The organism is Bacillus paranthracis (genome assembly GCF_001883995.1).
Classification (GTDB): Bacteria; Bacillota; Bacilli; order Bacillales; family Bacillaceae_G; genus Bacillus_A; species Bacillus_A paranthracis.
Window position 1 is genome coordinate 97,397 of sequence record NZ_MACE01000027.1, and the last position, 23,221, is coordinate 120,617.

22 protein-coding genes and 2 pseudogenes are annotated in these 23,221 nt (G+C 35.4%); 17 read left to right on the forward strand and 7 right to left on the reverse strand.

Features of this window, described 5'->3' with window-relative positions:
- The first annotated feature begins 111 nt into the window (after positions 1 to 111).
- From BAQ46_RS12170 to dltD, 5 genes and pseudogenes are all read left to right on the forward strand, one after another.
- The gene (locus tag BAQ46_RS12170) at positions 112 to 1,173 is read left to right on the forward strand and encodes a dipeptide epimerase (RefSeq protein WP_001997652.1); all 1,062 of its coding nucleotides are present in this window, start codon (positions 112 to 114) and stop codon (positions 1,171 to 1,173) included.
- Positions 1,174 to 1,212: 39 nt separating this feature from the next.
- The gene (locus BAQ46_RS12175) at positions 1,213 to 2,214 is read left to right on the forward strand and encodes a C40 family peptidase (protein WP_000755445.1); all 1,002 of its coding nucleotides are present in this window, start codon (positions 1,213 to 1,215) and stop codon (positions 2,212 to 2,214) included.
- 20 nt (positions 2,215 to 2,234) lie between these two features.
- A complete protein-coding gene (locus BAQ46_RS12180; protein ID WP_071741974.1) occupies positions 2,235 to 3,857 on the forward strand; it encodes a peptide ABC transporter substrate-binding protein in 1,623 nt (540 codons plus the stop codon).
- Between the two features lie 116 nt (positions 3,858 to 3,973).
- Positions 3,974 to 4,500 (forward strand): annotated as a pseudogene (locus BAQ46_RS12185) (GNAT family N-acetyltransferase).
- A gap of 266 nt (positions 4,501 to 4,766) precedes the next feature.
- A complete protein-coding gene (gene dltD, locus BAQ46_RS12190) occupies positions 4,767 to 5,948 on the forward strand; it encodes a D-alanyl-lipoteichoic acid biosynthesis protein DltD (protein WP_071741975.1) in 1,182 nt (393 codons plus the stop codon).
- Positions 5,949 to 5,987: 39 nt separating this feature from the next.
- Here the strand turns inward: dltD and BAQ46_RS12195 are convergent, their stop codons facing one another.
- Complete coding sequence (locus tag BAQ46_RS12195; protein WP_000558700.1) at positions 5,988 to 6,212, reverse strand: hypothetical protein; 225 nt, start codon at positions 6,210 to 6,212, stop codon at positions 5,988 to 5,990.
- Between the two features lie 140 nt (positions 6,213 to 6,352).
- Between BAQ46_RS12195 and BAQ46_RS12200 the strand changes: the two genes are divergently transcribed.
- On the forward strand, positions 6,353 to 6,820 hold the full coding sequence (locus BAQ46_RS12200) for a hypothetical protein (protein ID WP_061130581.1): 468 nt from the start codon (positions 6,353 to 6,355) through the stop codon (positions 6,818 to 6,820).
- Between the two features lie 59 nt (positions 6,821 to 6,879).
- On the opposite strand, the gene uptA is transcribed toward BAQ46_RS12200, so the two are convergent.
- Entirely contained in the window at positions 6,880 to 7,485 is a 606-nt protein-coding gene (gene uptA, locus BAQ46_RS12205) for an undecaprenyl phosphate transporter UptA (RefSeq protein ID WP_071741976.1), read from the reverse strand.
- A 277-nt stretch (positions 7,486 to 7,762) separates the two neighbouring features.
- Here uptA and BAQ46_RS12210 point away from each other — a divergent pair.
- From BAQ46_RS12210 to BAQ46_RS12220, 3 genes and pseudogenes are all read left to right on the forward strand, one after another.
- Positions 7,763 to 8,878, forward strand: a pseudogene (locus BAQ46_RS12210) (HD domain-containing protein).
- Positions 8,879 to 8,913: 35 nt separating this feature from the next.
- Positions 8,914 to 9,411 carry a GNAT family N-acetyltransferase gene (locus tag BAQ46_RS12215; RefSeq protein WP_000454877.1) on the forward strand — a complete coding sequence of 166 codons (498 nt, stop codon included), beginning with the start codon at positions 8,914 to 8,916 and terminating at the stop codon, positions 9,409 to 9,411.
- Between the two features lie 64 nt (positions 9,412 to 9,475).
- Entirely contained in the window at positions 9,476 to 10,312 is an 837-nt protein-coding gene (locus tag BAQ46_RS12220) for a metallophosphoesterase family protein (RefSeq protein WP_071741977.1), read from the forward strand.
- A gap of 181 nt (positions 10,313 to 10,493) precedes the next feature.
- Here BAQ46_RS12220 and BAQ46_RS12225 read toward each other — a convergent pair whose 3' ends face one another.
- The gene (locus BAQ46_RS12225) at positions 10,494 to 11,258 is read right to left on the reverse strand and encodes a DUF1836 domain-containing protein (RefSeq protein WP_000447224.1); all 765 of its coding nucleotides are present in this window, start codon (positions 11,256 to 11,258) and stop codon (positions 10,494 to 10,496) included.
- Between the two features lie 259 nt (positions 11,259 to 11,517).
- On the opposite strand from BAQ46_RS12225, the gene BAQ46_RS12230 reads away from it, so the two are divergent.
- Positions 11,518 to 11,967 (forward strand): hypothetical protein, encoded by a 450-nt coding sequence (locus BAQ46_RS12230; RefSeq protein ID WP_000914477.1) that lies wholly within the window; start codon positions 11,518 to 11,520, stop codon positions 11,965 to 11,967.
- Positions 11,955 to 12,263 carry a YxcD family protein gene (locus BAQ46_RS12235; protein WP_000447759.1) on the forward strand — a complete coding sequence of 103 codons (309 nt, stop codon included), beginning with the start codon at positions 11,955 to 11,957 and terminating at the stop codon, positions 12,261 to 12,263. The genes BAQ46_RS12230 and BAQ46_RS12235 overlap by 13 nt, the downstream gene beginning before the upstream one ends.
- 24 nt (positions 12,264 to 12,287) lie before the next feature.
- Here BAQ46_RS12235 and BAQ46_RS12240 read toward each other — a convergent pair whose 3' ends face one another.
- The 4 genes from BAQ46_RS12240 to BAQ46_RS12255 all read right to left on the reverse strand — a co-directional run bounded on the left by BAQ46_RS12240 (position 12,288) and on the right by BAQ46_RS12255 (position 15,857).
- Complete coding sequence (locus BAQ46_RS12240; protein WP_061130583.1) at positions 12,288 to 13,523, reverse strand: NAD(P)/FAD-dependent oxidoreductase; 1,236 nt, start codon at positions 13,521 to 13,523, stop codon at positions 12,288 to 12,290.
- Positions 13,520 to 13,852: a (2Fe-2S)-binding protein gene (locus BAQ46_RS12245; RefSeq protein ID WP_000087049.1), complete on the reverse strand. Its 333-nt coding sequence runs from the start codon at positions 13,850 to 13,852 to the stop codon at positions 13,520 to 13,522. The genes BAQ46_RS12240 and BAQ46_RS12245 overlap by 4 nt, the downstream gene beginning before the upstream one ends.
- Positions 13,849 to 14,121: a (2Fe-2S)-binding protein gene (locus BAQ46_RS12250; RefSeq protein ID WP_000182238.1), complete on the reverse strand. Its 273-nt coding sequence runs from the start codon at positions 14,119 to 14,121 to the stop codon at positions 13,849 to 13,851. Before BAQ46_RS12250 ends, BAQ46_RS12245 begins: the two co-directional genes overlap by 4 nt.
- A 74-nt stretch (positions 14,122 to 14,195) precedes the next feature.
- Positions 14,196 to 15,857 carry a sigma-54 interaction domain-containing protein gene (locus tag BAQ46_RS12255; protein WP_061184661.1) on the reverse strand — a complete coding sequence of 554 codons (1,662 nt, stop codon included), beginning with the start codon at positions 15,855 to 15,857 and terminating at the stop codon, positions 14,196 to 14,198.
- Between the two features lie 180 nt (positions 15,858 to 16,037).
- Here BAQ46_RS12255 and BAQ46_RS12260 point away from each other — a divergent pair, with 180 nt between their 5' ends.
- The 6 genes from BAQ46_RS12260 (at position 16,038) to BAQ46_RS12285 (ending at position 23,205) form a co-directional block, all read left to right on the forward strand.
- Positions 16,038 to 17,213, forward strand: a complete 1,176-nt coding sequence (locus tag BAQ46_RS12260; RefSeq protein WP_071741978.1) for an NAD(P)/FAD-dependent oxidoreductase — start codon at positions 16,038 to 16,040, stop codon at positions 17,211 to 17,213.
- Entirely contained in the window at positions 17,210 to 18,247 is a 1,038-nt protein-coding gene (locus BAQ46_RS12265) for a proline racemase family protein (protein WP_001257530.1), read from the forward strand. The genes BAQ46_RS12260 and BAQ46_RS12265 overlap by 4 nt, the downstream gene beginning before the upstream one ends.
- Positions 18,244 to 19,185 (forward strand): proline racemase family protein, encoded by a 942-nt coding sequence (locus BAQ46_RS12270; protein ID WP_071741979.1) that lies wholly within the window; start codon positions 18,244 to 18,246, stop codon positions 19,183 to 19,185. The genes BAQ46_RS12265 and BAQ46_RS12270 overlap by 4 nt, the downstream gene beginning before the upstream one ends.
- 22 nt (positions 19,186 to 19,207) lie before the next feature.
- Positions 19,208 to 20,104, forward strand: a complete 897-nt coding sequence (dapA, locus tag BAQ46_RS12275; RefSeq protein ID WP_071741980.1) for a 4-hydroxy-tetrahydrodipicolinate synthase — start codon at positions 19,208 to 19,210, stop codon at positions 20,102 to 20,104.
- Between the two features lie 18 nt (positions 20,105 to 20,122).
- Entirely contained in the window at positions 20,123 to 21,607 is a 1,485-nt protein-coding gene (locus BAQ46_RS12280; RefSeq protein WP_000956381.1) for an aldehyde dehydrogenase family protein, read from the forward strand.
- A gap of 107 nt (positions 21,608 to 21,714) precedes the next feature.
- The gene (locus BAQ46_RS12285) at positions 21,715 to 23,205 is read left to right on the forward strand and encodes an alanine/glycine:cation symporter family protein (RefSeq protein ID WP_000436985.1); all 1,491 of its coding nucleotides are present in this window, start codon (positions 21,715 to 21,717) and stop codon (positions 23,203 to 23,205) included.
- Positions 23,206 to 23,221: the final 16 nt, after the last annotated feature.

Below are 23,221 nucleotides of genomic sequence, written 5' to 3' on the forward strand. Positions count from 1 at the left end.
TGGATTTTTTTATTTCACATTTACCTTCTATATGAAAAGTAAGCGAAAACGGAGATCTTTTGCTCCAAAAAAGTTGAGAATTAAGGATCCGTTTTGCCAGACAACGAAAGGATGAACAAAATGAAAATTACCGATGTAAAAGTAAATCGTAGACGTGTAAATCTTCATACACCGTTTAAAACCGCGCTTCGTACCGTAACCGAAATAGAAAGTATAGATGTATATATTCATACAGATGAAGGAATTGTTGGCAAGGGTGCAGCAGCTGCAACACCGGTTATTACGGGGGATTTCGCTAACGGGATTGAAGAAGCAATTTTAGGGCCGATGCGTTCCAATTTAATTGGTCAAGATATCATTCAATTTCAGCAGTTACTACAGCACATCCAAATGAGTTGCATTGGAAATCCAAGTGCGAAAGCCGCGGTAGATATCGCATTATATGATGTGTATTGTCAATATCATAACATTCCACTTTACGCATTATTAGGTGGAAAAAAAGAAATTCACACAGATATTACTGTAAGTGTAGATGAACCGTTCATTATGGCGAAAGAGGCAAAGCAACATGTAGAAAAAGGATTTCAAACTTTAAAAATTAAAGTGGGGAAATCTGCACACTTAGACTTAGAACGTATTGAAGCGATTCGAAATAGCGTACCAAAAAATACGACGTTACGATTAGATGCAAATCAAGGGTGGAATCCAAAAGAGGCAGTTTCTATCATTAAAGAGATGGAAAATCGCAATTTAAATATTGAATTTATTGAACAACCTGTTCATGCGAAAGATTGGGATGGATTAAAGTACGTCAAAGATCATGTACAAACACCTATTATGGCAGATGAAAGCATATTTTCAGCGAGTGATGCATTAAAAATTGTGCAAGGAAGATATGCAGACTTAATCAATATTAAATTAATGAAATGTGGAGGCATACGTGAAGCGTGGCGTATTGCTGATATCGCAGAAGCAGCTGGTGTGAAATGTATGGTAGGAAGCATGATGGAATCTTCTCTTTCTGTTAGCGCTGTTGCACATTTAGCTGCTGCACATCCTAATATTCATTACTTCGATCTTGATGCGCCACTTTGGTTAATGGAAGAACCGGAAGGAATGACTTATTCTGGATCAAAGGTAAACCTTCAATCGACAGTGAATAGTAAATCTTAGGAGAAGAGACTAGTAAATTATCTTTTAAGGGGGATATGTATGAAAAAAGTAGGAACTGCATTTTTAACAACTTTATTTATATTTTCATCGTTTACATCAGCAAATGCTGAAGAAAAGAAAGATAGTAAGGCGTTTATCGATGTATCTGCCGCAACACTTTGGACCACGCCTGATTCATTACGGCCAATTGATGCACCAAGTGCTACAAATCCAGTTGATTTGTGGAAGTGGACGAAGTCGATGACGCTGGATGAGAAACTTTGGTTAACAAGTGCAAATAAATTAGAAACGCAAGCGTTATTAGGCCAAGAAGTAACAGTTGTAGATAAAAAAGGGGATTGGGTGAAAGTGTTAGTCCATGGTCAGCCAACACCTCGAAATGAAGAAGGCTACCCAGGATGGATGCCTGAAAAACAGTTAACATATAATCAAGAATTTGCAGATAAAACAAATGAACCTTTCGTATTAGTAACAAAACCGACAGCCATTTTATATATAAATCCTTCTGAAAAACATAAATCGCTTGAAGTGAGCTATAATACGCGACTGCCGCTACTTAGTGAAGATACGATTTCATACCGCGTGTTGCTACCAAATGGGCAGAAAGCTTGGCTACGAAAACATGATGGAACGGTTTACCGTTCTCAAAATGATATTCCAACCCCGACGGCCGATGATTTAATAAACACAGGGAAAATGTTTTTAGGATTACCGTACATTTGGGCTGGTACAAGTGGCTTCGGATTTGATTGCTCTGGATTTACACATACGATTTATAAATCGCACGGTATTACAATTCCACGAGATTCTGGTCCGCAATCGAGAAATGGAGTTGCAGTGGATAAAGAACATTTACAAAAAGGAGATTTAATCTTCTTTGCACATGATCAAGGGAAAGGCAGTGTTCATCATGTGGGGATGTACATTGGTGATGGAAATATGATTCACTCACCGAGAGCTGAAAGATCGGTAGAGATTATACCGCTAAATACACCAGGATATATAGAAGAATACGCTGGCGCCCGTCGTTACTTACCTTAAAAAATAGAGGGGGTTTTCAAATGAAAAAAGTTGTTCGTTACTCATTAGTTAGTACTTTATTCGTTTCTTCAATTTTAGTTGGCTGCGCAAAAGAAAAAACAACGACAAAGCCGAAAGATGAGAAGAAAGTATTACAGTTACTAGAAACGGGTGAAATTCCGTCATTAAATTCAGGGAAAGTAACAGATGCAGTATCATTTAACGTTTTAAATAACGTCATGGAAGGATTATTCCGCTTATCGAAAAACGATGAAGTGATTGAGGCTGGAGCACAAAAATATGAAGTGAGTAAAGATGGGAAAACATATACATTCCACTTGCGTGATGCGAAGTGGTCTAACGGAGATCCAGTAACAGCGCAAGATTACGTATATGCTTGGAAACAGCTTATCAATCCGGATACTGCTTCTCAATATGCATACATTGCATACGATGTGAAAAATGCGGAGAAAATAAATAAGAAACAACTAGGGTTAGAGGAATTAGGAGTAAAAGCGACGGATGATAAAACATTCGTTGTAGAGTTAGAACATCCTGTACCGTATTTTACGAAATTACTTATTTTACCATCGTTCTATCCAATTAACGAAAAATATGCGAAAGAACAAGGTGATAAATATGGATTAGAAGCAAATAAAGCGGTATATAATGGGCCTTTTACACTATCTGATTGGAAGCATGAAGCGAGCTTTACGATGAAGAAAAACGAAAAGTATTGGGATAAAAAAGCAGTGAAGTTAGATGAAGTAAACTATCAAATTGTTAAAGAAATTTCAACTGCGGTAAATTTATATGAAACAGATAAAGTTGATCGAGCTGTCATTTCAACTGAATTCGTAGATAAATATAAAAATAATAAAGAGCTTAAACAATATACAGATCCGGTTATGTACTTCTTCCGATTTAATGAAAATGTGCCGATTCTTAAAAATAAAAATGCACGTCTTGCACTAAGTACAGTGTTTGATAAGAAAGGACTTGCGACTTCATTTTTAAATGATGGATCGGTTGCTGCAAACTATTACGTGCCAAAAGGATTTTTAAAAGGTCCAGATAAAAAAGATTTTAGAAGTACAGCAGGTGAGTTTAATAAAACGGATGTAAAACAGGCGAAAGAATATTGGGAAAAGGCGAAGCAAGAGACTGGTACAAATGAAGTAACGCTTGAGTTATTAAACTATGATTTAGAAAACTTTAAGAAAGTAGGAGAATACATTAAAGAACAGCTAGAGAAAAACTTACCAGGCTTAAAGGTAAATGTAAAATTACAACCACATACGCAAAAGCTAGCGCTAGAGAAGAAGAAAGAATATGAAATGTCATTATCACGTTGGCTACCAGATTATCCAGATCCAATGACATACTTAGAAGTATTCCTTTCTGGAAGTAGTGTGAACAATACTGAATATGCGAATCCAGAATATGATGCGTTAATTAAGAAGATTAAAACAGAATTAGGTAATGATGAAAAGGCTCGCTGGAAAGCACTACAAGATGCTGAAAAAATGCTACTTGATGATGCAGTTATTGCTCCAGTATTCCAGCGCGGATTATCTTACTTACAAAAGCCGTATGTGAAAGATTTATACGTACATCAATTTGGACCAGCAACAAGTTTAAAGTGGGCAGATGTACAAAAATAAAGGATGAGAAAACAGACTCCACGTTTGTGGTAGTCTGTTTTTTAGTTAAAGTCGGGTAAATAGTACATGGTATAATTTACTAGTCTGTATAAAATTTTGGAGGGGAATGAAGTTTTATGTTTGAAGAAAAGAAAGTAATACATACAAAAAGGTTATTCATGAGAAAGCCCATTATAGAAGATGTTGATCAATTTTATAGCATAGTAAAAGAAGAGGCTGTTGGCAAATGGCTTGCTAAATCAAAGGGAATGTCAAAGGAAGAAGCAAAGGACTATATTATGCAACTAATATCACATTGGGAACAGTATGGTTTCGGGGTATGGTTGTTAGTTAATAGAAATACAGGAGAGCTTTTAGGACATTGTGGTTTAAGAAAAATAGATGAAACAGGTGAAATAGAAATTATGTATTTACTTGATCCGGAATATTGGGGAAATGGATATGCGTCAGAAGCAGCAAAGGCTTCCATTCAATATGCAAAAGAGATGATGAATGTAAAAAGAATAATTGCTAGAGTAAAAGTAGCAAATGAGAACTCGAAAAAACTTTTACGAAATCTAGGTTTATATATACTCATGAAGTTGATTATAGCGGGCGCTTATTATCATATTTTGAACTCAATACATCATCCGAAGAATTCTAGACATTTCATATGTTTTTTCATTGTTAAAAAATAAAATTATTACTAAAATTTCAGTGTGAAATGTATGTAGAATCTTGTATAATTAACGTGTTTCTATGGAAACATTTTCTTGCGCTATATATAGGTCTTAATAGAACAAGGAAAGAAATACATACATGTATATAATAGATAAATAGAATGGAACATGTATAGAGAAAAAGGAGAGAAGTGATGACGTGTCAAAGACAAGGGTTACAATTTAATTGCGATAGGAAGAGGAATAAAAAATGAAAATGAAGCATGCCTTTGGTCCCATAATTTTAGCGTGTGTGCTTTTTTTTATTATCATACTCATCCCATCGAAAAGTTTAGTATCACTGATTAGTGATAAGAAGGTAGCAGATGCGGCAACTTCCTTACAAAAAGAAAAATTACAAAGTGTATTCTTGCAACAGAAAATGTTAGAGAATTCGCAGTATTTACCGATGTACGGTTCATCTGAATTTTTACGAATGGATGCATATCATCCGTCTAATTATTTCAAAGTAAATCCCGCTGGTTTTACGCCATATTTAATTGGGATTGGCGGTACACAAAGTTTAGCTCATATATTAAATATGACATCTACAATGGATGAGTTAGAAGGTAAAAAAGTAGTCTTTGTTTTATCACCACAATGGTTTACAAAGACTGGTGTATCGCAGGGGGATTTTACGAACAATTTCTCTAAACAACAAGCATATCATTTTATTTTTAATGATAAAATAAATGTAGAAATGAAGAAGCAAATTGCGAAACGACTTTTAGATTATAAAGTTGTTCAAGAAGATGATATATTAAAAAATTCCTTAGAAGGTATTGTATTTAATGATACGAAACATAACGTAAAAGCGGGTTTAGTTAAACCACTTGCTTATATGCATCGAAATATTTTAGATCATAGAGATTTATTTAACTCCATATTTAAGATTGAGCCGATGAAAGAAAAAACAAATGTGGGACTACGTTCAATTTCTTGGGTAGATGCACGTAAACATGCGGAAGAAGAAGGGAAAGCGGAATCTACTACAAACACATTCGGAATTGAAAATCCATATTACTATAAACATAATTTGAAGAAAAAGTTAAAAGGTTTAAAAAACTTTAGAGCAAATGAATCGTATGAAGAATCACCAGAATATGATGACTTACAAATTGTTTTAAATATTTTTAAAGAGAAAAATGTCAAGCCGCTCTTTATTTCTGTACCTGTAAATGGACCGTGGTATGATTACGCTGGTTTCCCTAAAGAGCGCCGTGAAGTGTATTATAAAAAAGTTCGGGAACAAGTTGAGAAAGCTGGGTATCCAGTAGTCGATTTCTCTGGCCATGAATATGATAAGTATTTCTTAAAAGATACAATTCATTTAGGTTGGAAAGGCTGGATTTACTTTGATGAAGCAGTGCAAAACTTTTATACTGAGAAATAAGTGTGGAGAAAAAGGAACGGCTATAAGCTGTTCCTTTTTTTAGTATAGAGGATTTTGATGTGGGCAATTCGGAAAGGCATGTATATCTTGAATGTGTCTAAAATCATAATGTTTCATTGCGAACTGCGCTTGATAAAGGTATTCATACACATATAATTGACCATCATGTGCTGAACATAATACACCAGAGGTTCCTTGCCCATTTATGAAGGAAATACCGATAGGGCGTCCGATTAAGTATTGTATTTTTTGTTGCCAATGCATAGGGGAATCACTCCTTTTTGAGATAATATACGAAATGAATGAGTGAATTGTTGCTTATCCACATAATTATGGAGGCTTTTTATATAATTCCTAGAAGATATTCATATGAATGAATTACAAGTGCGAGAAAGGAATGCATAATGAAGAAAGAAAATATTTTAGAAGAAAAGTTAAATATAATAGAATGGTGTCAAACATTACAGCGAGTACCTGATGATATATGGTTTCAGGCATTAAGAGAAGGTTCATGGGCAATTGCAGATGTGATTTCACATTTTATCGTTTGGGATGCGTTTTTAATAAAGCATAGAATTCCATACTTTATAAGTGGACAATCTGTACCAAATGTTCCAATAGATGTTGAGGAAATGAATAAGGGAGCAATTAAATATGCGAGATCTGGTATTTCAAAAGAAGGACTATTAAATCAATTCAGTGTTACTCGTAAACAGTTAGTGGATGAAATTGAGCGAATTCCCACCAAATATTTTTATAATGTCTACCAATTTGGCACTAAAAACGTGAAATTAAATCATTACTTTTCATCACTCATTCAACATGACTTAAAGCACAAAGAAGAAATAATGCAATTTCTAATACAAAATTAAGCCTATAATAAAAACCGCTAACATTCGTAATGAATGTATAGCGGTTTTTATTTATATTTTTACGCAAGATTTTTACGTTTTTTTGTCCATTTTTTTATAACGAAGTATAAAACAATAAGTATGACGCCACCAATTGCGAATGATTTCACATATGGTCCAGCGATATCATTAATATTCTCCCAATTTTCACCTAGTTTTTCACCTAAGTAAATGAAAATGATAGACCAAGGGATGATTGCGAGTGCTGTTAACGTAGTGAAACGTAGGAATGACATTTTTGTAATACCAGCAGGAATTGAAATCGCATGACGCACTACTGGAATGAAGCGTGCTGTAAAAATGACGCCAGTTCCGTAACGATTAAACCAATCTTCTGCAGCATCTATATGTTTTTTATGAATGAAAATATATTTTCCGTATCGTTCTAATATAGGTCGTCCACCGTATCGTCCAAGCCAATAAATAAAAATTTGAGCAATAACACCGCCAATTGTACCAAATACAACTGCGCCTAAAAATGAGATACTACCATTGAATACTAAGTATCCCGCATAAGCAAGGACAATCTCACTTGGGATAATCTCAATCATAAGTCCAAGCATAATGCCCCAATAACCTAATCCTTCAAAAAACGTTAATACTGAATGAATAAAACTACTTACCATTGTTGCACCTTCTAGTTTATGTATTTTTGAATAGGTGAACCTTATACTTAATAACATAAAAGATTCACTATGTGTAGATTATACCTTATTTGTATAGGGGATTGCTATTTCAATTCTTTTATGTCCTTTATAAGGATTATAGTAAAGTATATAAGTTCAATTTTCATGAAGAGAGAATGAAAAGATTATTAAAAATTCCTCATATTCTAATGATAATAGACTGAAAATTAAGTATAATAGTGGAGGTCTTTAATTTACAAAAATAGGAGGAGAACATATGTATATTACAGATCCGATTTATGGACCAATATCTATTCAGGATAGATATATTCTTCAATTGATAAATACAAAAGCATTTCAAAGGTTGGCGGATATAAAACAACAAGGACATACATACTTTTTACACGAAAACGCAATACATACGAGGAAAGAACATTCAATAGGTGTATATGTACTTGTAAATAAAGTGATAGAACATCTTACGAATATTGGTGATATTCATTTATCAGAATATGAGAGGGAATTATTATCTGTTGTAGCACTTCTACACGATATTGGCCATGGTCCGTATTCGCATTGTTTTCAACAAATATCAGGTGAAGATCATGGTGAGTGGACTATACGAATCATTCAAGAGGACGAAGAAATACGCACGATTTTAAATTAGACCCCTGGATTATTAGATAATGTAATGAAAGCTTTAACAGAAGATGGTGTTTTTCTAATTATAGATGAACTTTTATTTAATTCATTAGGCATGGATCAATTAGATTTTTGGAATAGAGATTTATATTATTCTAATCTTGAATTAGAGGGCTTAAGAATTGAAGAACTGATTGCTAGTATGCGTTTTATTAATGGTAAACTTGTAATTGAAGAATCTGGAATCCCTTTGATTGAACAACTAATGAAAATGAAAGAAGGACTTTATAATAATGGCTTTGGTCATCCGTTTGTAATAGGAAAAGATTTATTGTTGCAATCCATTTTTCGAAAGGTAATGGAAAAAAACCTTAAATTCTATACTCCTGAATTACAAAATTTCTTTTATAAAGAAGAGGGTTTATTAGTAGAGGACTTTCTTCCATTACAAGATGAAATGATTTTACATGAAGTTCAGTGCTTTGCAAAATCAGAGGACAAACAATTAGTGGCGTTAATTCAGCTTTATTTTTCAGGTACTAAAAGTTTATCATTTCAAAAAGGGCTGGAGGGTGATTTTAAGAGGGAGAATAATAATTTAGCAATAATAATTGAGAAAAAGGCGTACAGTTCATATGTAGGTGGTATTTACGTCTATAGTGAGGGGCAGCTAGAGGATATTGTAGAAAAATCCCCTTTTATTCGAGAGATAGTAAGGTTACCTAAAAAAGAATATGCATATTCAATTTAATTAGTTTGAAAACATAAAATGGATGAGGTGGAAATGTGGAGTGGAAAGAACGCCTTTTAGAAATGGATGATTTACCAGTTATATTAGAATGGTATAACGATGAAAAATTACATAACATAGCGGATATAAAACCATTTAAGCGATATACAATCGAAGAGCTTCGTCAGTACTGGACCGAAAAATTGTCGCGGTCTCATGCAAGTTATCATGTAATAGTAGTGAAGGATGAAGTAATAGGTAGAGTTGGATTAAAAAAGACGAAATATGATGATATATATGTGATGGAATACTCTATTCTCATTGGCGTTTCGAATTTATATTCAAAAGGGCTTGGAACGGAGATTACAAAGTATTTTATTAGTAAATCATTTTTAGACCCTGATATAGAAGCAGTTCTATTGCAAGTTAGGGAAGATAACAAGAGGGCGATTCGTTGTTATGAGAAAGCTGGATTTGAAAAAGTAAAATCGTATGTGGAGAATGAAGTGAAAGTGTACGAAATGCGTAGAGTTAAGAAAGAGGAAACAGTATAGAAAGAAAAAAGCGTGTGTATTTAATTCTGAATATAGCGTGAATTAGGGAGAGTGAATAAAATACATGAAACATAAAATTGCATTACTGGCAGATGTACATGGAAATGCAACTGCTTTACAAACAGTTATCGAAGATTCTATGAAAGAAGATGTGACTGATTATTGGTTTTTAGGAGATTTAATTATGCCAGGTTCTGGATCGAATGATTTATTTAAAATGTTAGAAAGTATAAACGTTGATACTTATGTACAAGGAAACTGGGAAGATAGCTTTCTTGACGTTCTTAATAAAAACATTGATATTGATAACGCAACTGATATTTATGTTTCTAGATTAGTTCAGTATCAATGTGAAAACTTGGATGAAAACTATATTAAGCATATTAAAAATTTACCATTACAGATAATAAAACAGGTTAATGATTTATCAATCAGTATTAGTCATAATTTACAAAATAAAAATTACGGAGGAGATTTGTGGCCCACTAATAATCAGGAACAGTTTGATCGGTTATTTGATCGTGAATATGATATTGCGATTTACGCTCATACCCACCATCAATTGTTGCGCTATAGTAGCGATGATCAATTAATTATTAACCCAGGAACAGTTGGACAACCTTTTTACAAGTGGAATAAGCTAAACTCTGACTTACGTGCTCAGTATGCAATTCTTGAGATTGATGAGGCAGGGATTGCGGAGGTGAGATTTAAAAAAGTTTCTTATGATGTAGAAAAGGAATTAAAAAACGCTATTAGTAAAAATCTTCCTTATATTGATTTATATCGCGAATTGCTCGAGACTGGAAAAACTCATACTCACGATATTGAATTATTGCGAGAAATTAATGATAAATACAATTACAACGATGATGTAATTAAGTTTATCGAGAAAATCTAATAGGCATTTAATAGCACGAAATGAAGATTGTTGAATGAATTATAGATTAGTAATGATAATTACATAATCAAGAGCAATTGTAAAATGAAACTTATATGTAAACGATTTTTGCATCTTATATTGATATAAAAAACAAGCATCTCCCAGTTCTACATATAAGATAGGGGGGATGCTTGTTTTTTTACGGTTTCACATCTAAATTTTGTAGAAATAAAGTTGCTGTTACGTAACGTTTCGCTAACATTTGTACATATGCGGTATGTACAGAAAGTGTGGCGATAATAATGGCGTTACGGATTGCTTCACGTTGTTCGTTATTAACCTGATCGAACTTGCTTGCAATTTTATCAGCTCTTTCTTTTACGATGTTTTCAATTGTATGGATTGTATCTGTTGCATTTAATTGTAAGCAATTCCCTTGATTGAGTTCTTCAAATAGAGAAGAGTATGCTCCATATAAATGAACAGGATTGATTAAGTCATCACTTCGATCGGCTGGGTCGTTTACGATAAGGCGTAATAGCTTACGAATGGATTCAAAATCAAGTGCTGTTTTTAAATCTTCAACAATGAATAGTAAGGCTGCTTGTTCAATTGAATATTTTTTTCCTTTTTGAGGAGAGCCAATCATTTCTTTTATATCTCGTTTCACCCAGTTTTGCATGGCAGTTACAGAGAAACTTGTGTTTTCGATCTGATTGCCAAGCGCGACTATTTCATTTAAAGAGAAACCGACGTCTGTATCGTCAATTTTTATCAGTTTTTCAAAAATAGGTGAAAGTGCGGTAGTGATAAAAGCAGTTACGCTTTGTCCGCTTTCAATATCTTTTTTATGTGACTTTGCCCAAGCTTCTTGTAAAATACCGAGAGGCTTTTTCGTATTCCATCCTCTTAATGATAGAAGAAGGGTAGCCATTTCGTTTCGTGTGAGATGAAATGTTTCCATCTTTTCACCTCCATAAATAATAAAAAGTTCTTATGAACCTATAATATGTTTTGTTTCATTTAAAGTCAATTCTGTTTTGCTTAATTTTTCCTTTGTCACTAAACTGTCGGAAGTAAATAACACTTGCATATTTCGACAAAAGTTCATATAATAAGTTCATAAGAACCTTTAAAATGTTTTTAAAAATAAATCTATCATTCTGAATTTACTAGAAAGGTAGATTTCACATATATCTATATAAAAGGAGAATGGATATAATATGTTGAAAAAACTTGTAGCAGTCATGACAGCATTCATGGTTATCTTTGGAGCTAGTAGCTTCATGTTTGTAGATCACGCAGCAGCGAAGAGTTACAAATCTGGTAAAAAGTCGTTTACACCAAGTTCAGGTCAAAAGTCAAAAGTTGATTTAAACAAAAAAGACTCAAATGTAAATTCTCAAAAAACGACTCCTGATTCAAAAACAAAAGCAACAAATACAGCACCAAAAAGTAATAAAGGAAGCTTTATGAAAGGTTTATTACTAGGTGGTCTCGGTGGTTTACTAATGGGTAGCTTATTTGCAAATATGGGAGCTCTTGGTTCTGTATTAGCATTTATGGTAAATATGTTAGTAATGGCTGGTATCGTAATGTTAGCAATTCGTGCATTTAAATACTTCAAAGATCAACGTAAGAAAAAGGAAGATGAAGTAGCATGGAAACGATAAAAATTTCTGAACAAGAACTGATCAATGCCCTTTGCGTATATATCGCTGAAAAAAGACAAGTTGGTCCAGAAGAAGTTTTAGTTGAACTTATGTACGACGATGACTATGGTTTTTCTGCTGAAGTAGAGGTAAATGGTCGCCAGCAAATTTTAATTCAAGCGAACTTAATCGAAGCACTACGCTTATTACTTGACAGAGAATATAATGTCAATTCATTTGCGGCGAGATTACAACTTGAATTAGATGATGAAGAAGGTATTTACGCGTTAGCGAAATTTAATAACTCAGATGAGTAGGAAAAAGAGCTGTTGAGAGTATTCTCAGCAGCTCTTTTTAGTATGTGCATATGCAAGGGAATAATCACGCCAAATTTCATTCATTTTCCGTCTACCGACATCAACACCTTGGTTAAATTGAATGGCAGCTTGTTGACGTACCGCATGTACATGTTGGATTGCTTGTTGCAATTGTTGTTCCACAGAATGGGATTTTTTATTTGCCTGTTTTACAATTGAATATCCAGCAACAGTCCCTTGTGCCATTGCAATTTTCCCGCTTTCAATGCCAGTTATATTGCCGGCTACAAATAAACCAGAAAGAGGGGTTTCCATTGTTTCGGAATGGAGAGGAACATGCCCGCCTAATTCCGGAATGTAACGGAACGGACAGCCAGCTACAGCGGCTAGTTCAGCGAGAGGATATAAGCCACCGGCAATACAAACGAAGTCTGCTTCATATATTTGTTCCGATCCGGTTACGATATTTCCTTTCGTATCAATATTAGCAATGCGTACACCTTCAACTTGATTTGTTCCGATAATTTCAAGAGCTGCTTTTCGAAGGTGAAGAGGTGTACCGTTTATTTTCATTCCGCTGTTTGGATAGAAGGTTAATCCGGCTTTTCGAATCCAGTCATATTTCATAAAATGGCTACCTATGCGTAGAAAAGCAGAAGGAGCGAGATGAGCCGCATTTAAAAGAGAGTTTAAAACTTCTTCTGGTTCTCCAGCCTGTTGACTTAATTCACTTTTTTCAGGAAGTACGATATGTTCAACTTTGATGCCTGCTAATTGTAATTCATTCAAAATAGCGAATGACAAAATGTTAGCACCAATAATGATTCCTTTTTCCCCAACTTGAACGCGATGAACATTTGTCATTACTTGGGCTGCCCCGATTGACATGACTCCTGGAAGTGTCCAACCGGGAAGGGGAATGGAGTACTCAGCAGCGCCAGTAGCAAGTAAAACGAACGGTGCTTCTAACGTACCGATATTCGTATGTACGTACCAAGAACTTTCATCTTTATCTAAATTATAGACGGAAATGCCACATTGAATATTAACTGAAAGAGATTGTGCTTCTTCGTGAAGGCGTTTTGATTCTTTTATCCCGTTCCACCATTCTCCAGTAGGTTCTTGATGTAATTGTCCTAACAATCTTCCGCCAGGCTTCATAAATTCATCAATAACAAGTACATTCAGTCCAAATCGAGCGCAAGAGATAGAGGCTGATAAACCCGCTGGGCCAGCTCCGATAATTATGACATCATTCATCGCTTTTTCACCATCTCTCTCACGATATTTGGATGCTGTTTACCACTAGCAACAACCATATCTTTTTCAACGACAGTTAAGCATGCTCGTACGTTTGCTTGATTGTTTACTGTGACGCGGCATTCAGAACAATGTCCGATATTACAGTAAATACCTCGCGGCGTCCCGTTATCTTCGTGCACTCTTAATGTTCTTATTCCGTTTGCAAGTAAAGCGGCCGCAATCGTTTCATGTTCATATGCTTCATATTGTTGACCGTTAAATTGAAAAGTAATGCGATTACTATTATGTAAACTTCCTAAAATAGGGTGATGTGTAATTCTACTCATTTACTTTCACCTACCGATCCAAAAGTAACTGCTCGTACCGGTGGTTGATATTTCAATGGAATATCATTTGTAGTTACGCCTGGATTTGCATGTTCAATCATTCGATCTATCATCATTCTACATGTGCGGCCACCGCAAAATCCCATGCCAGCACGTGTTCTTAGTTTTAATTCTCTTGCCGAGCATTTATATTCAGCAATTGTCGATTGAAGTTGACCGTATGTAACTTCTTCACATCGACAAACAATTAAGTGGTCTTTATTCGTCATATGTATTCCTCCTCTAGTTCGGTTTGCACAAATTATATAATGCAAAAACTATGCCAATATAGAGGAGGTAAGGTTTATTGTAACCCGAGCTTTTTTAAACGGTTATATAAAGTGGCTCTCGTAACACCAAGTTGTTTCGCACATTCTAATTTATTTCCATTCAAAATGCGTAAAGCCCTCTCAATGACCTTTTTCTCATGTTCCTCCATCTCTTCTTGTAAAGAGAGGATTGTATTATTGTTGCTGAGTAATAAGGAATGAGCCGCATGATTATCTAAAGTTTCGGTTGTATGAAATGGTAAATATTCTTGCTTTATAATACCGTCTGTCGCAAATACGACAAGTCTTTCAATAACGTTACGGAGCTCGCGAATATTACCTGGCCAATTGTAATGAAGCAGTTCATGCATAATGCTTGAAGGTAAGTCGCGAATGGGTCTGTTATAGTTTATTGAAAAATCGTTTAGGAAAGAATAGGTTAATTCAATAATATCTTCGCGTCTTTCGCGCAGCGGTGGAATATGCAAACTAACTACATTTAGGCGATAGTATAAATCTTCTCGGAACGTGCCTTTTCTCATTTCTTCTTGTAAATCACGATTGGTAGCAGCGATAATACGGAAATCAATATGAATCTCTTTTTCTCCACCAACTCGGTAATATTTTCTTTCTTGTAGTACACGTAAAAGTTTTACTTGCATATCGAGCGGCATTTCGCCTATTTCATCAAGGAATAATGTGCCGCCTTGCGCGAGCTCTATTTTACCCTTTTTCCCTTTGCTATTTGCACCAGAAAACGCCCCGCGCTCATAGCCGAATAATTCACTTTCAAATAATGCTTCTGGAATTGCGCCGCAGTTAATTGAAATGAACGGAGCTTTAGCTGCTTCACTTGCATCATGAATTGCTTTCGCAAATACTTCTTTTCCAACACCACTTTCGCCGAGTATTAAAACAGTTGATTTCACCGAACAAACTTTTCTAGCTAATTGTATTGTTCTTTGTATAACGGGGCTCTTTCCATTCATCGCAAGAAAAGGGTCTGATTCATCTTTATACTTTGCTACTTCTTGTTCTAAACGGTGCATTTCATGTGACATATTGAATAGTTTTTCATTTAATGCGACTTGATTTGTAACGTCAGTTTCTGAAACGACTGCTCCTATAATTTCATCGTTACAATAAACTGGATTTGAGTTAATTAATACGAACAAATCTGGACGAGGTTGATGGAACTGAGCGATTATACTTTTTCCGTCATGTAATGATTGCAAAATTTCCAAATCTTTATAGTCAAAAAAACGAGTGATAGGTTGCCCAATAATCTCATTATGCTTGACTGAAAAGATCTTCTCGGCGCCATCTGTCCAGGTGCAAACGCGTTCTTTATCATCGATGACTGTAACGGAAGAATCCGTTGTTTGTATTACGGTGTTATAAAAAGAATGGAGTTCATTGTATGACTTAACAAGAAACGGGATGATTTGCTGAGCTGTTATACAGCATATAGGCTCTTTATTTTCGTTCATTATGATAACGACTATTTCATTGGAAAACGCGTCAATTAAAGCGGTGAATGATTCATCTTCATATATTACTGCGCAGTTATATTTTTCTGTAGTAGAAGGGCGGTAATAATACTTTCCGTTAATTTGCTCAATATGTTGCAAGCAGTATGTATGATTAATGGATAAAATTTTTAGAAATTCTTTTATTGTGGGAAATGAGAATGCCATATTGTCCTCCTATTATGTATAAAAATTTTGACAGTGATAAAAAAATAATACACTTATTTGCGATAAATTTAAAATATTTTTACAAATAAAAATATTATTTATAAAAATTGTATATATGTACAGTTGGCACGTCAATTGCATAAAAGAAAGTGAGAGCTTTAGGGGAAGGAGGAGTATTTTGTGAGGCACTGCGACGTTTTAATAATTGGCGGCGGTATTATTGGCTGCTCGATCGCTTATTACACTTCAAAATACGGAAGAGACGTAACAATCATTGAAAAAGGAGAATTTGTCAGCGGGACGTCTTCACGCTGCGATGGAAATATTTTGGCTATTGATAAAGACCCAGGATTTGATAGTCAAATGTCGTTAGTAAGTCAAAAATTAGTAACGGATTTAAGTGAAGAGTTAGAGCACTCATTTGAATATAGGGTACCAGGAAGTATTCTTGTATGTGAGTCGGATGAAGAGATGGAAGCAGCGCAGCAATGGGTGAATCGTCAAAAAGAAGCGGGTTTACCGTTTCGAATGCTTGATAGGCAAGATATAAGAGCAGAATCGCCATTTTTTGCAGATGATTTATTAGGCGGGTTAGAATGCGCAACAGATTCGACTGTAAATCCATATCTTCTTGCTTTTTCACTTCTTGCAGAATCGAAGAAATATGGTACGAAGGCTTTTAATCATACGGAAGTAAAAGAAATGAAAAGAGATAAAGAAGGTTCCTTTATTGTAGAAACGACAAATGGGACGTTTACTGCGAAGCAAGTGGTGAACGCAGCGGGTGTGTGGGCTCCGAAAATCGGACAAATGTTGGATATAAATATCCCAATTGAACCGAGAAAAGGGCATATTATTGTAGCTTCAAGGCAACAACACGTTGGTTGCCGTAAAGTAATGGAATTTGGTTATTTAATTTCTAAATTTGGCGGACAACGAAAAGTGGATGCTTTAACTGAAAAATATGGGGTAGCTCTTGTGTTTGAGCCGACAGAAAGCCAAAATTTTTTAATTGGTAGTAGTAGAGAGTTTGTAGGGTTTCATACGAGGATAAATAACGAGGTTATTAAATGTATTGCGAACAGAGCAATACGTTTTTATCCGAAAATGGCGGATATGATGGTGATTCGTTCCTATGCTGGATTACGCCCGTGGACAGAAGATCATTTGCCGATTATTTCACGTGTGGAACATATCCCAAATTACTTTATAGCAGCAGGGCATGAGGGGGATGGCATTAGTCTTGCCGCAGTTACAGGAAAAGTGATTGAAGAGTTATTAAATGAAAAAGAAACAATCATTCCTATTGAACCACTTCGTTTGAGTCGTTTTACAGAAAGGGTGTTAAACGGATGAGGTCACAAAGAGTCTTTACGACGATTGATACACATACGGGCGGGAATCCAACGAGAACATTGATTAGCGGCCTGCCTAAGTTAATAGGCGAGACGATGGCAGAGAAGATGTTACATATGAAAAAGGAGTATGACTGGATTCGCAAATTGTTAATGAATGAACCGCGTGGTCATGATGTAATGTCAGGAGCACTATTAACAGATCCGTGTCATCCTGAAGCAGATATTGGTGTTATTTACATAGAGACAGGTGGATATTTACCGATGTGTGGTCACGATACAATTGGTGTATGTACAGCTTTAATTGAATCAGGTTTAATTCCGGTAGTTGAACCGATTACCTCGTTAAAGTTAGACACGCCAGCCGGCTTAGTTGAAGTGGATATCTTTGTTCAAGATGGAAAAGCGAAAGAAGTCTCCTTTTGTAACATACCAGCTTTTTTACTGAAACACATTACTGTAGACGTCGAAGACATTGGAACTGTAGAGGCGGATATTGCGTATGGAGGGAATTTTTATGCCATTATCGATGCGAAATCAGTAGGGTTAGAGTTAGTACCAGAAAACGCATCTACAATCATAGATAAGGCAATTCATATAAGAAATATCATTAATGAGAAATTTGAAATCATTCATCCAGAGCATTCGTTTATTAGAGGATTAACCCATGTGGAGTTTTATACAGATCCTACACATGAAAGTGCGCATGTGAAAAATACAGTTGTCGTTCCGCCTGGAGGAATTGATCGTTCTCCATGTGGTACAGGAACATCAGCAAAGTTAGCGGTATTATATGCGAACCAAAAAATTGAGATTGATGAAGAGTTTGTTCACGAGAGTATCGTTGGTTCTTTATTTAAAGGGTGCGTTATAAATACGACAAATGTTGAAAATATTGAAGCTGTCGTAACGAAAATTACAGGTTCAGCTTGGCTTATGGGGATGCATAGATTTTTTTACAATGAAAAGGATCCACTGAAAGAAGGTTTTTTGCTAATTCCGCCGATGGAACATGAAACGGAGGATGTAAAATGAACATTCAAAAAATGTATACAGCAGTAGACGTACACGTAAATGGCGAGGCATTCCGTGTAATAAAAGATGTACCATGCAAGTACTACTACAATTTAGAGCAATTAAACGAACAATTTTCAAGTGAATTAGCAGAAGAAATGCAGCTTTTATTAAATGAACCGCGTGGTTTTATCGGTTTAAATGGATGTATCGTCGTTCCTTCTATTCATCCTGAAATCGATGCAGCTGTATTATTTTTTAATCACGAAGGGTCAATACCTCTTCATTACGGAGGTATTGTCGCAGTCATAACGATGTTACTAGAAAGCGGATATTTAAAAAAGAGAGAGACGAATCAATACAAAATCGAAACGTTATCTGGCATATTTTTAGTCCATGCGTATGTAGAGAATGATGAAGTTGTATCTGTTTCGCTTGAAAGTAAACTATGTTATATGATTGAGAAAAATTTACAAGTTGGTAATATAAGTTACTCTCTCATACAGGCAGATAAAGTATACGCAGTTGTAGAAAAAGATGCGTATTCACCAGAAATTCATATTGAAAACATTTCTGAATTGAAAAAATGGGGAGAAAGTACACTACAAGCTATACAAAAACAGTCGTTAATAAAAAGGCTTATTTTAGTAGATTCTTCGCAAAAAGAAAAGAACCATATAAAGTCGATTACATTTCATGAAGATAACTTTATCGTACGTTCGCCGGGGTTTGTCTCTACTATTGTGTCTTTTGTTCATACATTATTTAAAAATGATTATATAGCGGATAAACCTTTTATAAATGAAAGTATATGTAATAGCTTTATAACTGTTGAAAAAGTGAAGAAGGAAGAAATGGGTTACATTTTCCGTTTTGAAAGTAGAGGATTTATTACAGGGATGCAGACGTTTCTATTAGATCCTACAGATCCGTTTCCGACAGGATTTTTATTAAAATAAAATAGTAAAGGGAGAGATAAATATGAAAAGTATTAAAGGGGCATTTCCAGTATTAATCACACCGATGGATGATTTTCAAGAGATTAATTGGAACGGTGTAAAACAAAACGTAAACTACTTTATTGAGAAAAAAGTGGCTGGCATTATTATTAATGGAAGCACAGGAGAGTTTGTTAGTTTATCAAAAGAAGAACGATTTAAAATGGTAGAAACAGTATTAAAAGAAGTTGATGGTCGTATACCAGTTATTGTTGGAACTGCTGCGGAGACGACGAAAGAGACGATTGAATATACGAAACATGCAGAAGCGCATGGAGCGGATTGTGCATTAATTATAAATTCGTATTATTGTAAACCGAAAGAAGAGGAAATATATTTTCATTTTAAAGAAATCTCAAACGCTGTAAATATTCCAATTATGTTATACAATAACCCGTTTACATCTGGTGTTGATATGAGTACAGAACTCATGCTACGTATTGGAAAAGACTGTGAAAATGTTACACATATTAAAGAATCTAGCGGAGATATTCGAAAAGCGAGAGATTTAGTAAGACAAGGCGAAGGTGCTTTTCAAGTGTTCTGTGGATCTGAAGATTTAGTTATGGAATCTTATTTAGTTGGTGCGACGGGCTGGGTTTCAGTAGCAGGTAATATCGTACCGGGACTTGTTACAAAAATGTATGAGCATTTCCAAAATGGTGAATTAGAAAAAGCTTGGGAAATAAACGACGCTATTTTACCTCTTTGTGAGTTTCTTGAAGGGTCAGGAAAATATGTACAAATCGTGAAACGATCAATGGAATTATACGGGCAAGCTGGAGGACCTTCACGTTATCCGAGACTCGGATTAACTGAAGAAGAAGAGCAAAAACTTCAAACGATTATTTCAAAAATTGCAGCTCATGCAGCTGTTTAAATAAGGGGGAGAGCATATATGTTAACGAAAAACATTGAACTAAAACCAAAAGTGAAAGCGTTTTTAAATGAAGAAATTAAAATGTTTATTAATGGTGAATTTGTTCCTTCAATTAGCGGGAAGACGTTTGAAACATACAATCCAGCAACAGAAGATGTTTTAGCGGTCGTATACGAAGCACAAGAAGAGGATATCGATGTCGCAGTAAAAGCGGCACGATCTGCATTTGAATCAGGACCTTGGGCAGAAATGACTACTGCTGAAAGAGCACATCTTATTTATAAATTAGCAGACTTAATAGAAGAGCATGGAGAAGAATTAGCACAGTTAGAAGCTTTAGATAATGGGAAGCCATATCAAGTAGCACTGGATGATGATATTGCAGCGACTGTAGAAAATTATCGCTATTATGCGGGATGGGCTACGAAAATTATCGGGCAAACCATTCCGATTTCAAAAGATTACTTAAATTACACACGCCATGAACCTGTTGGCGTTGTAGGTCAAATTATTCCTTGGAATTTTCCGCTCGTTATGTCTTCTTGGAAAATGGGAGCTGCACTAGCAACAGGTTGTACGATCGTATTAAAACCAGCAGAACAAACTCCTTTATCGTTATTATATACAGCGAAACTTTTTAAAGAAGCAGGTTTTCCAGATGGTGTTGTAAACTTTGTGCCAGGTTTCGGCCCTGAAGCGGGAGCTGCAATTGTAAACCATCATGATATTGATAAAGTAGCCTTCACAGGTTCAACAGTTACAGGAAAATATATTATGCGTCAATCTGCAGAAACAATTAAACATGTAACGTTAGAACTTGGTGGTAAATCACCAAATATCATTTTAGAAGATGCTGATTTAGAAGAAGCGATTAACGGTGCATTCCAAGGTATTATGTATAATCACGGCCAAAATTGTAGTGCTGGATCTCGCGTGTTCGTTCACCGAAAACATTACGAAACAGTCGTAAATGAACTAGTAAAAATGGCGAATAACGTGAAACTTGGAGCAGGTATGGAGAAGGAAACGGAAATGGGTCCTCTCGTATCTAAAAAGCAACAAGAGCGTGTACTACATTACATTGAACAAGGAAAAGCTGAAGGCGCGACTGTTGCTGCTGGTGGTGAACGTGCATTTGAAAAAGGTTATTTTGTACAGCCAACAGTATTCATAGATGTTACTGACGATATGACGATAGTTAAGGAAGAAATCTTCGGTCCAGTTGTCGTTGTACTTCCATTTGATTCAACGGAAGAAGTAATCGAAAGAGCAAATCGCTCTTCTTACGGACTCGCTGCAGGCGTATGGACACAAAATATTAAAACAGGACATCAAGTTGCCAATAAATTAAAGGCAGGAACGGTATGGATTAATGATTATAACTTAGAAAATGCAGCGGCACCATTTGGTGGATTTAAACAATCTGGTATCGGCCGTGAGTTAGGTTCATATGCGCTTGATAATTACACAGAAGTGAAAAGTGTTTGGGTAAATATAAAGTAATAGAGAGATGAAATAATGAGATAGACGGACAACTGGAAGTTTTAATAATAGTTGTCCGTTTTCTTATATATAAAATAGTGTTCTAAAGAATGATAAGGGGGATTTGGATGGAGCAATTAGTAGAGTGGTTAGTAGGGCAAGTATGGAGTATAGGGCTAGTTATTTTCGCATTAGGGGCAGGGGTGTATTTTACTATTGCAACTCGTTTTCTACAAATTCGTTATTTTAAAGAGATGATTAAACTATTATTTGAAGGGAAGAGCTCGGAGACGGGAATTTCATCCTTTCAAGCATTTTGTTTAGCCTTATCAGGTAGGGTCGGAATAGGTAATATTGCAGGGGTCGCAACAGCTATCGCTTTCGGCGGGCCTGGAGCTGTATTTTGGATGTGGGTAATGGCTCTTTTAGGAGCAGCTAGTGCATTTGTTGAATCAACATTATCTCAAGTATATAAAAGTAAAGTTGGAAATGAATATCGCGGTGGTACACCATATTTCATTGAAAAAGGATTGAAAATGAAATGGTTTGCAATCATTGTAGCAGTCGTTGTAACACTTTCATATGGTGTTTTATTACCAGGTATTCAATCTAGTAGTATCGCAGTTGGATTCGAAAACTCTAATGGTATTAGCAAATATATAACTGGTATATTGTTAGTCATATTATTAGCGGCAATCATTTTTGGTGGCGTAAAGAGAATTGCAGGCGTTTCACAAATGCTCGTTCCATTTATGGCAATTGGATATGTAATTGTTACATGTATCGTATTAATTGCGAATGTAACGGAAATTCCAAGTATGTTCGCTTTAATTTTCTCTAGTGCTTTCGGTATAAATGAAATGTTTGGTGGAATCGTCGGTGCAGCAATTGCATGGGGCGTAAAGCGCGCTGTATTTTCAAATGTAGCTGGCGTTGGAGAAGCGACGTATAGCTCTGCTGCGGCTGAAGTATCTCACCCAGCAAAACAAGGGTTAGTTCAAGCCTTTTCTGTATACATTGATACAATTATCGTATGTACAGCGACAGCTCTTATGATTTTAATAACAGGTATGTATAATGTTATACCGGAAGGGAAAAGCGCTATTGTAAAAAATATAGGGAATGTTGATGCTGGTCCAATCTATACACAACAAGCAGTTGAAACTGTTATGACTGGGTTTGGTCCATTATTCATTTCAATCGCAATCTTCTTCTTCGCATTTACAACTTTACTCGCATACTACTATATCGCTGAAACGACACTTACTTATTTAGATCGTGAGCTTAAATATAGCTGGTTAAAACCAGTTTTGAAAATTGGATTTTTAATTATGGTTTACATCGGTAGCATAGAATCAGCGTCGCTTTTATGGAATCTTGGGGATTTAGGAATTGGTAGTATGGCATGGTTAAACTTAATTGCGATTCTACTATTAAGTAAAATCGCATTAAAAGTGTTAAAAGATTATGAAGCGCAGAAAAAAGAAGGGAAAGATCCAGTATTTGATCCTAAAAATGTAGGAATTGAAGGTTTAACATTTTGGGAAGAAAGAAGTAAAGAGGTTCAAAGAAAAAATGTTAAAGAACAAGAGGTAGTGGATGATAGTCTGAAACTGTAGTTTAAATAAACTGAAC

Bases quoted from the DNA above. Each gene is read 5' to 3' on its own strand.
- BAQ46_RS12220 (WP_071741977.1), top strand. From the start codon at position 9,476: ATGAAACATAAAATTGCATTACTGGCAGATGTACATGGAAATGCAACT.
- BAQ46_RS12270 (WP_071741979.1), top strand. From the start codon at position 18,244: ATGAACATTCAAAAAATGTATACAGCAGTAGACGTACACGTAAATGGC.
- BAQ46_RS12265 (WP_001257530.1), top strand. From the start codon at position 17,210: ATGAGGTCACAAAGAGTCTTTACGACGATTGATACACATACGGGCGGG.
- dltD (WP_071741975.1), top strand. From the start codon at position 4,767: ATGAAAATGAAGCATGCCTTTGGTCCCATAATTTTAGCGTGTGTGCTT.
- BAQ46_RS12245 (WP_000087049.1), bottom strand. From the start codon at position 13,852: ATGAGTAGAATTACACATCACCCTATTTTAGGAAGTTTACATAATAGT.
- BAQ46_RS12195 (WP_000558700.1), bottom strand. From the start codon at position 6,212: ATGCATTGGCAACAAAAAATACAATACTTAATCGGACGCCCTATCGGT.
- BAQ46_RS12225 (WP_000447224.1), bottom strand. From the start codon at position 11,258: ATGGAAACATTTCATCTCACACGAAACGAAATGGCTACCCTTCTTCTA.
- BAQ46_RS12180 (WP_071741974.1), top strand. From the start codon at position 2,235: ATGAAAAAAGTTGTTCGTTACTCATTAGTTAGTACTTTATTCGTTTCT.
- BAQ46_RS12280 (WP_000956381.1), top strand. From the start codon at position 20,123: ATGTTAACGAAAAACATTGAACTAAAACCAAAAGTGAAAGCGTTTTTA.
- BAQ46_RS12200 (WP_061130581.1), top strand. From the start codon at position 6,353: ATGAAGAAAGAAAATATTTTAGAAGAAAAGTTAAATATAATAGAATGG.
- BAQ46_RS12230 (WP_000914477.1), top strand. From the start codon at position 11,518: ATGTTGAAAAAACTTGTAGCAGTCATGACAGCATTCATGGTTATCTTT.
- dapA (WP_071741980.1), top strand. From the start codon at position 19,208: ATGAAAAGTATTAAAGGGGCATTTCCAGTATTAATCACACCGATGGAT.
- BAQ46_RS12255 (WP_061184661.1), bottom strand. From the start codon at position 15,857: ATGGCATTCTCATTTCCCACAATAAAAGAATTTCTAAAAATTTTATCC.
- BAQ46_RS12240 (WP_061130583.1), bottom strand. From the start codon at position 13,523: ATGAATGATGTCATAATTATCGGAGCTGGCCCAGCGGGTTTATCAGCC.
- BAQ46_RS12285 (WP_000436985.1), top strand. From the start codon at position 21,715: ATGGAGCAATTAGTAGAGTGGTTAGTAGGGCAAGTATGGAGTATAGGG.
- BAQ46_RS12170 (WP_001997652.1), top strand. From the start codon at position 112: ATGAACAAAATGAAAATTACCGATGTAAAAGTAAATCGTAGACGTGTA.
- BAQ46_RS12235 (WP_000447759.1), top strand. From the start codon at position 11,955: ATGGAAACGATAAAAATTTCTGAACAAGAACTGATCAATGCCCTTTGC.
- uptA (WP_071741976.1), bottom strand. From the start codon at position 7,485: ATGGTAAGTAGTTTTATTCATTCAGTATTAACGTTTTTTGAAGGATTA.
- BAQ46_RS12250 (WP_000182238.1), bottom strand. From the start codon at position 14,121: ATGACGAATAAAGACCACTTAATTGTTTGTCGATGTGAAGAAGTTACA.
- BAQ46_RS12175 (WP_000755445.1), top strand. From the start codon at position 1,213: ATGAAAAAAGTAGGAACTGCATTTTTAACAACTTTATTTATATTTTCA.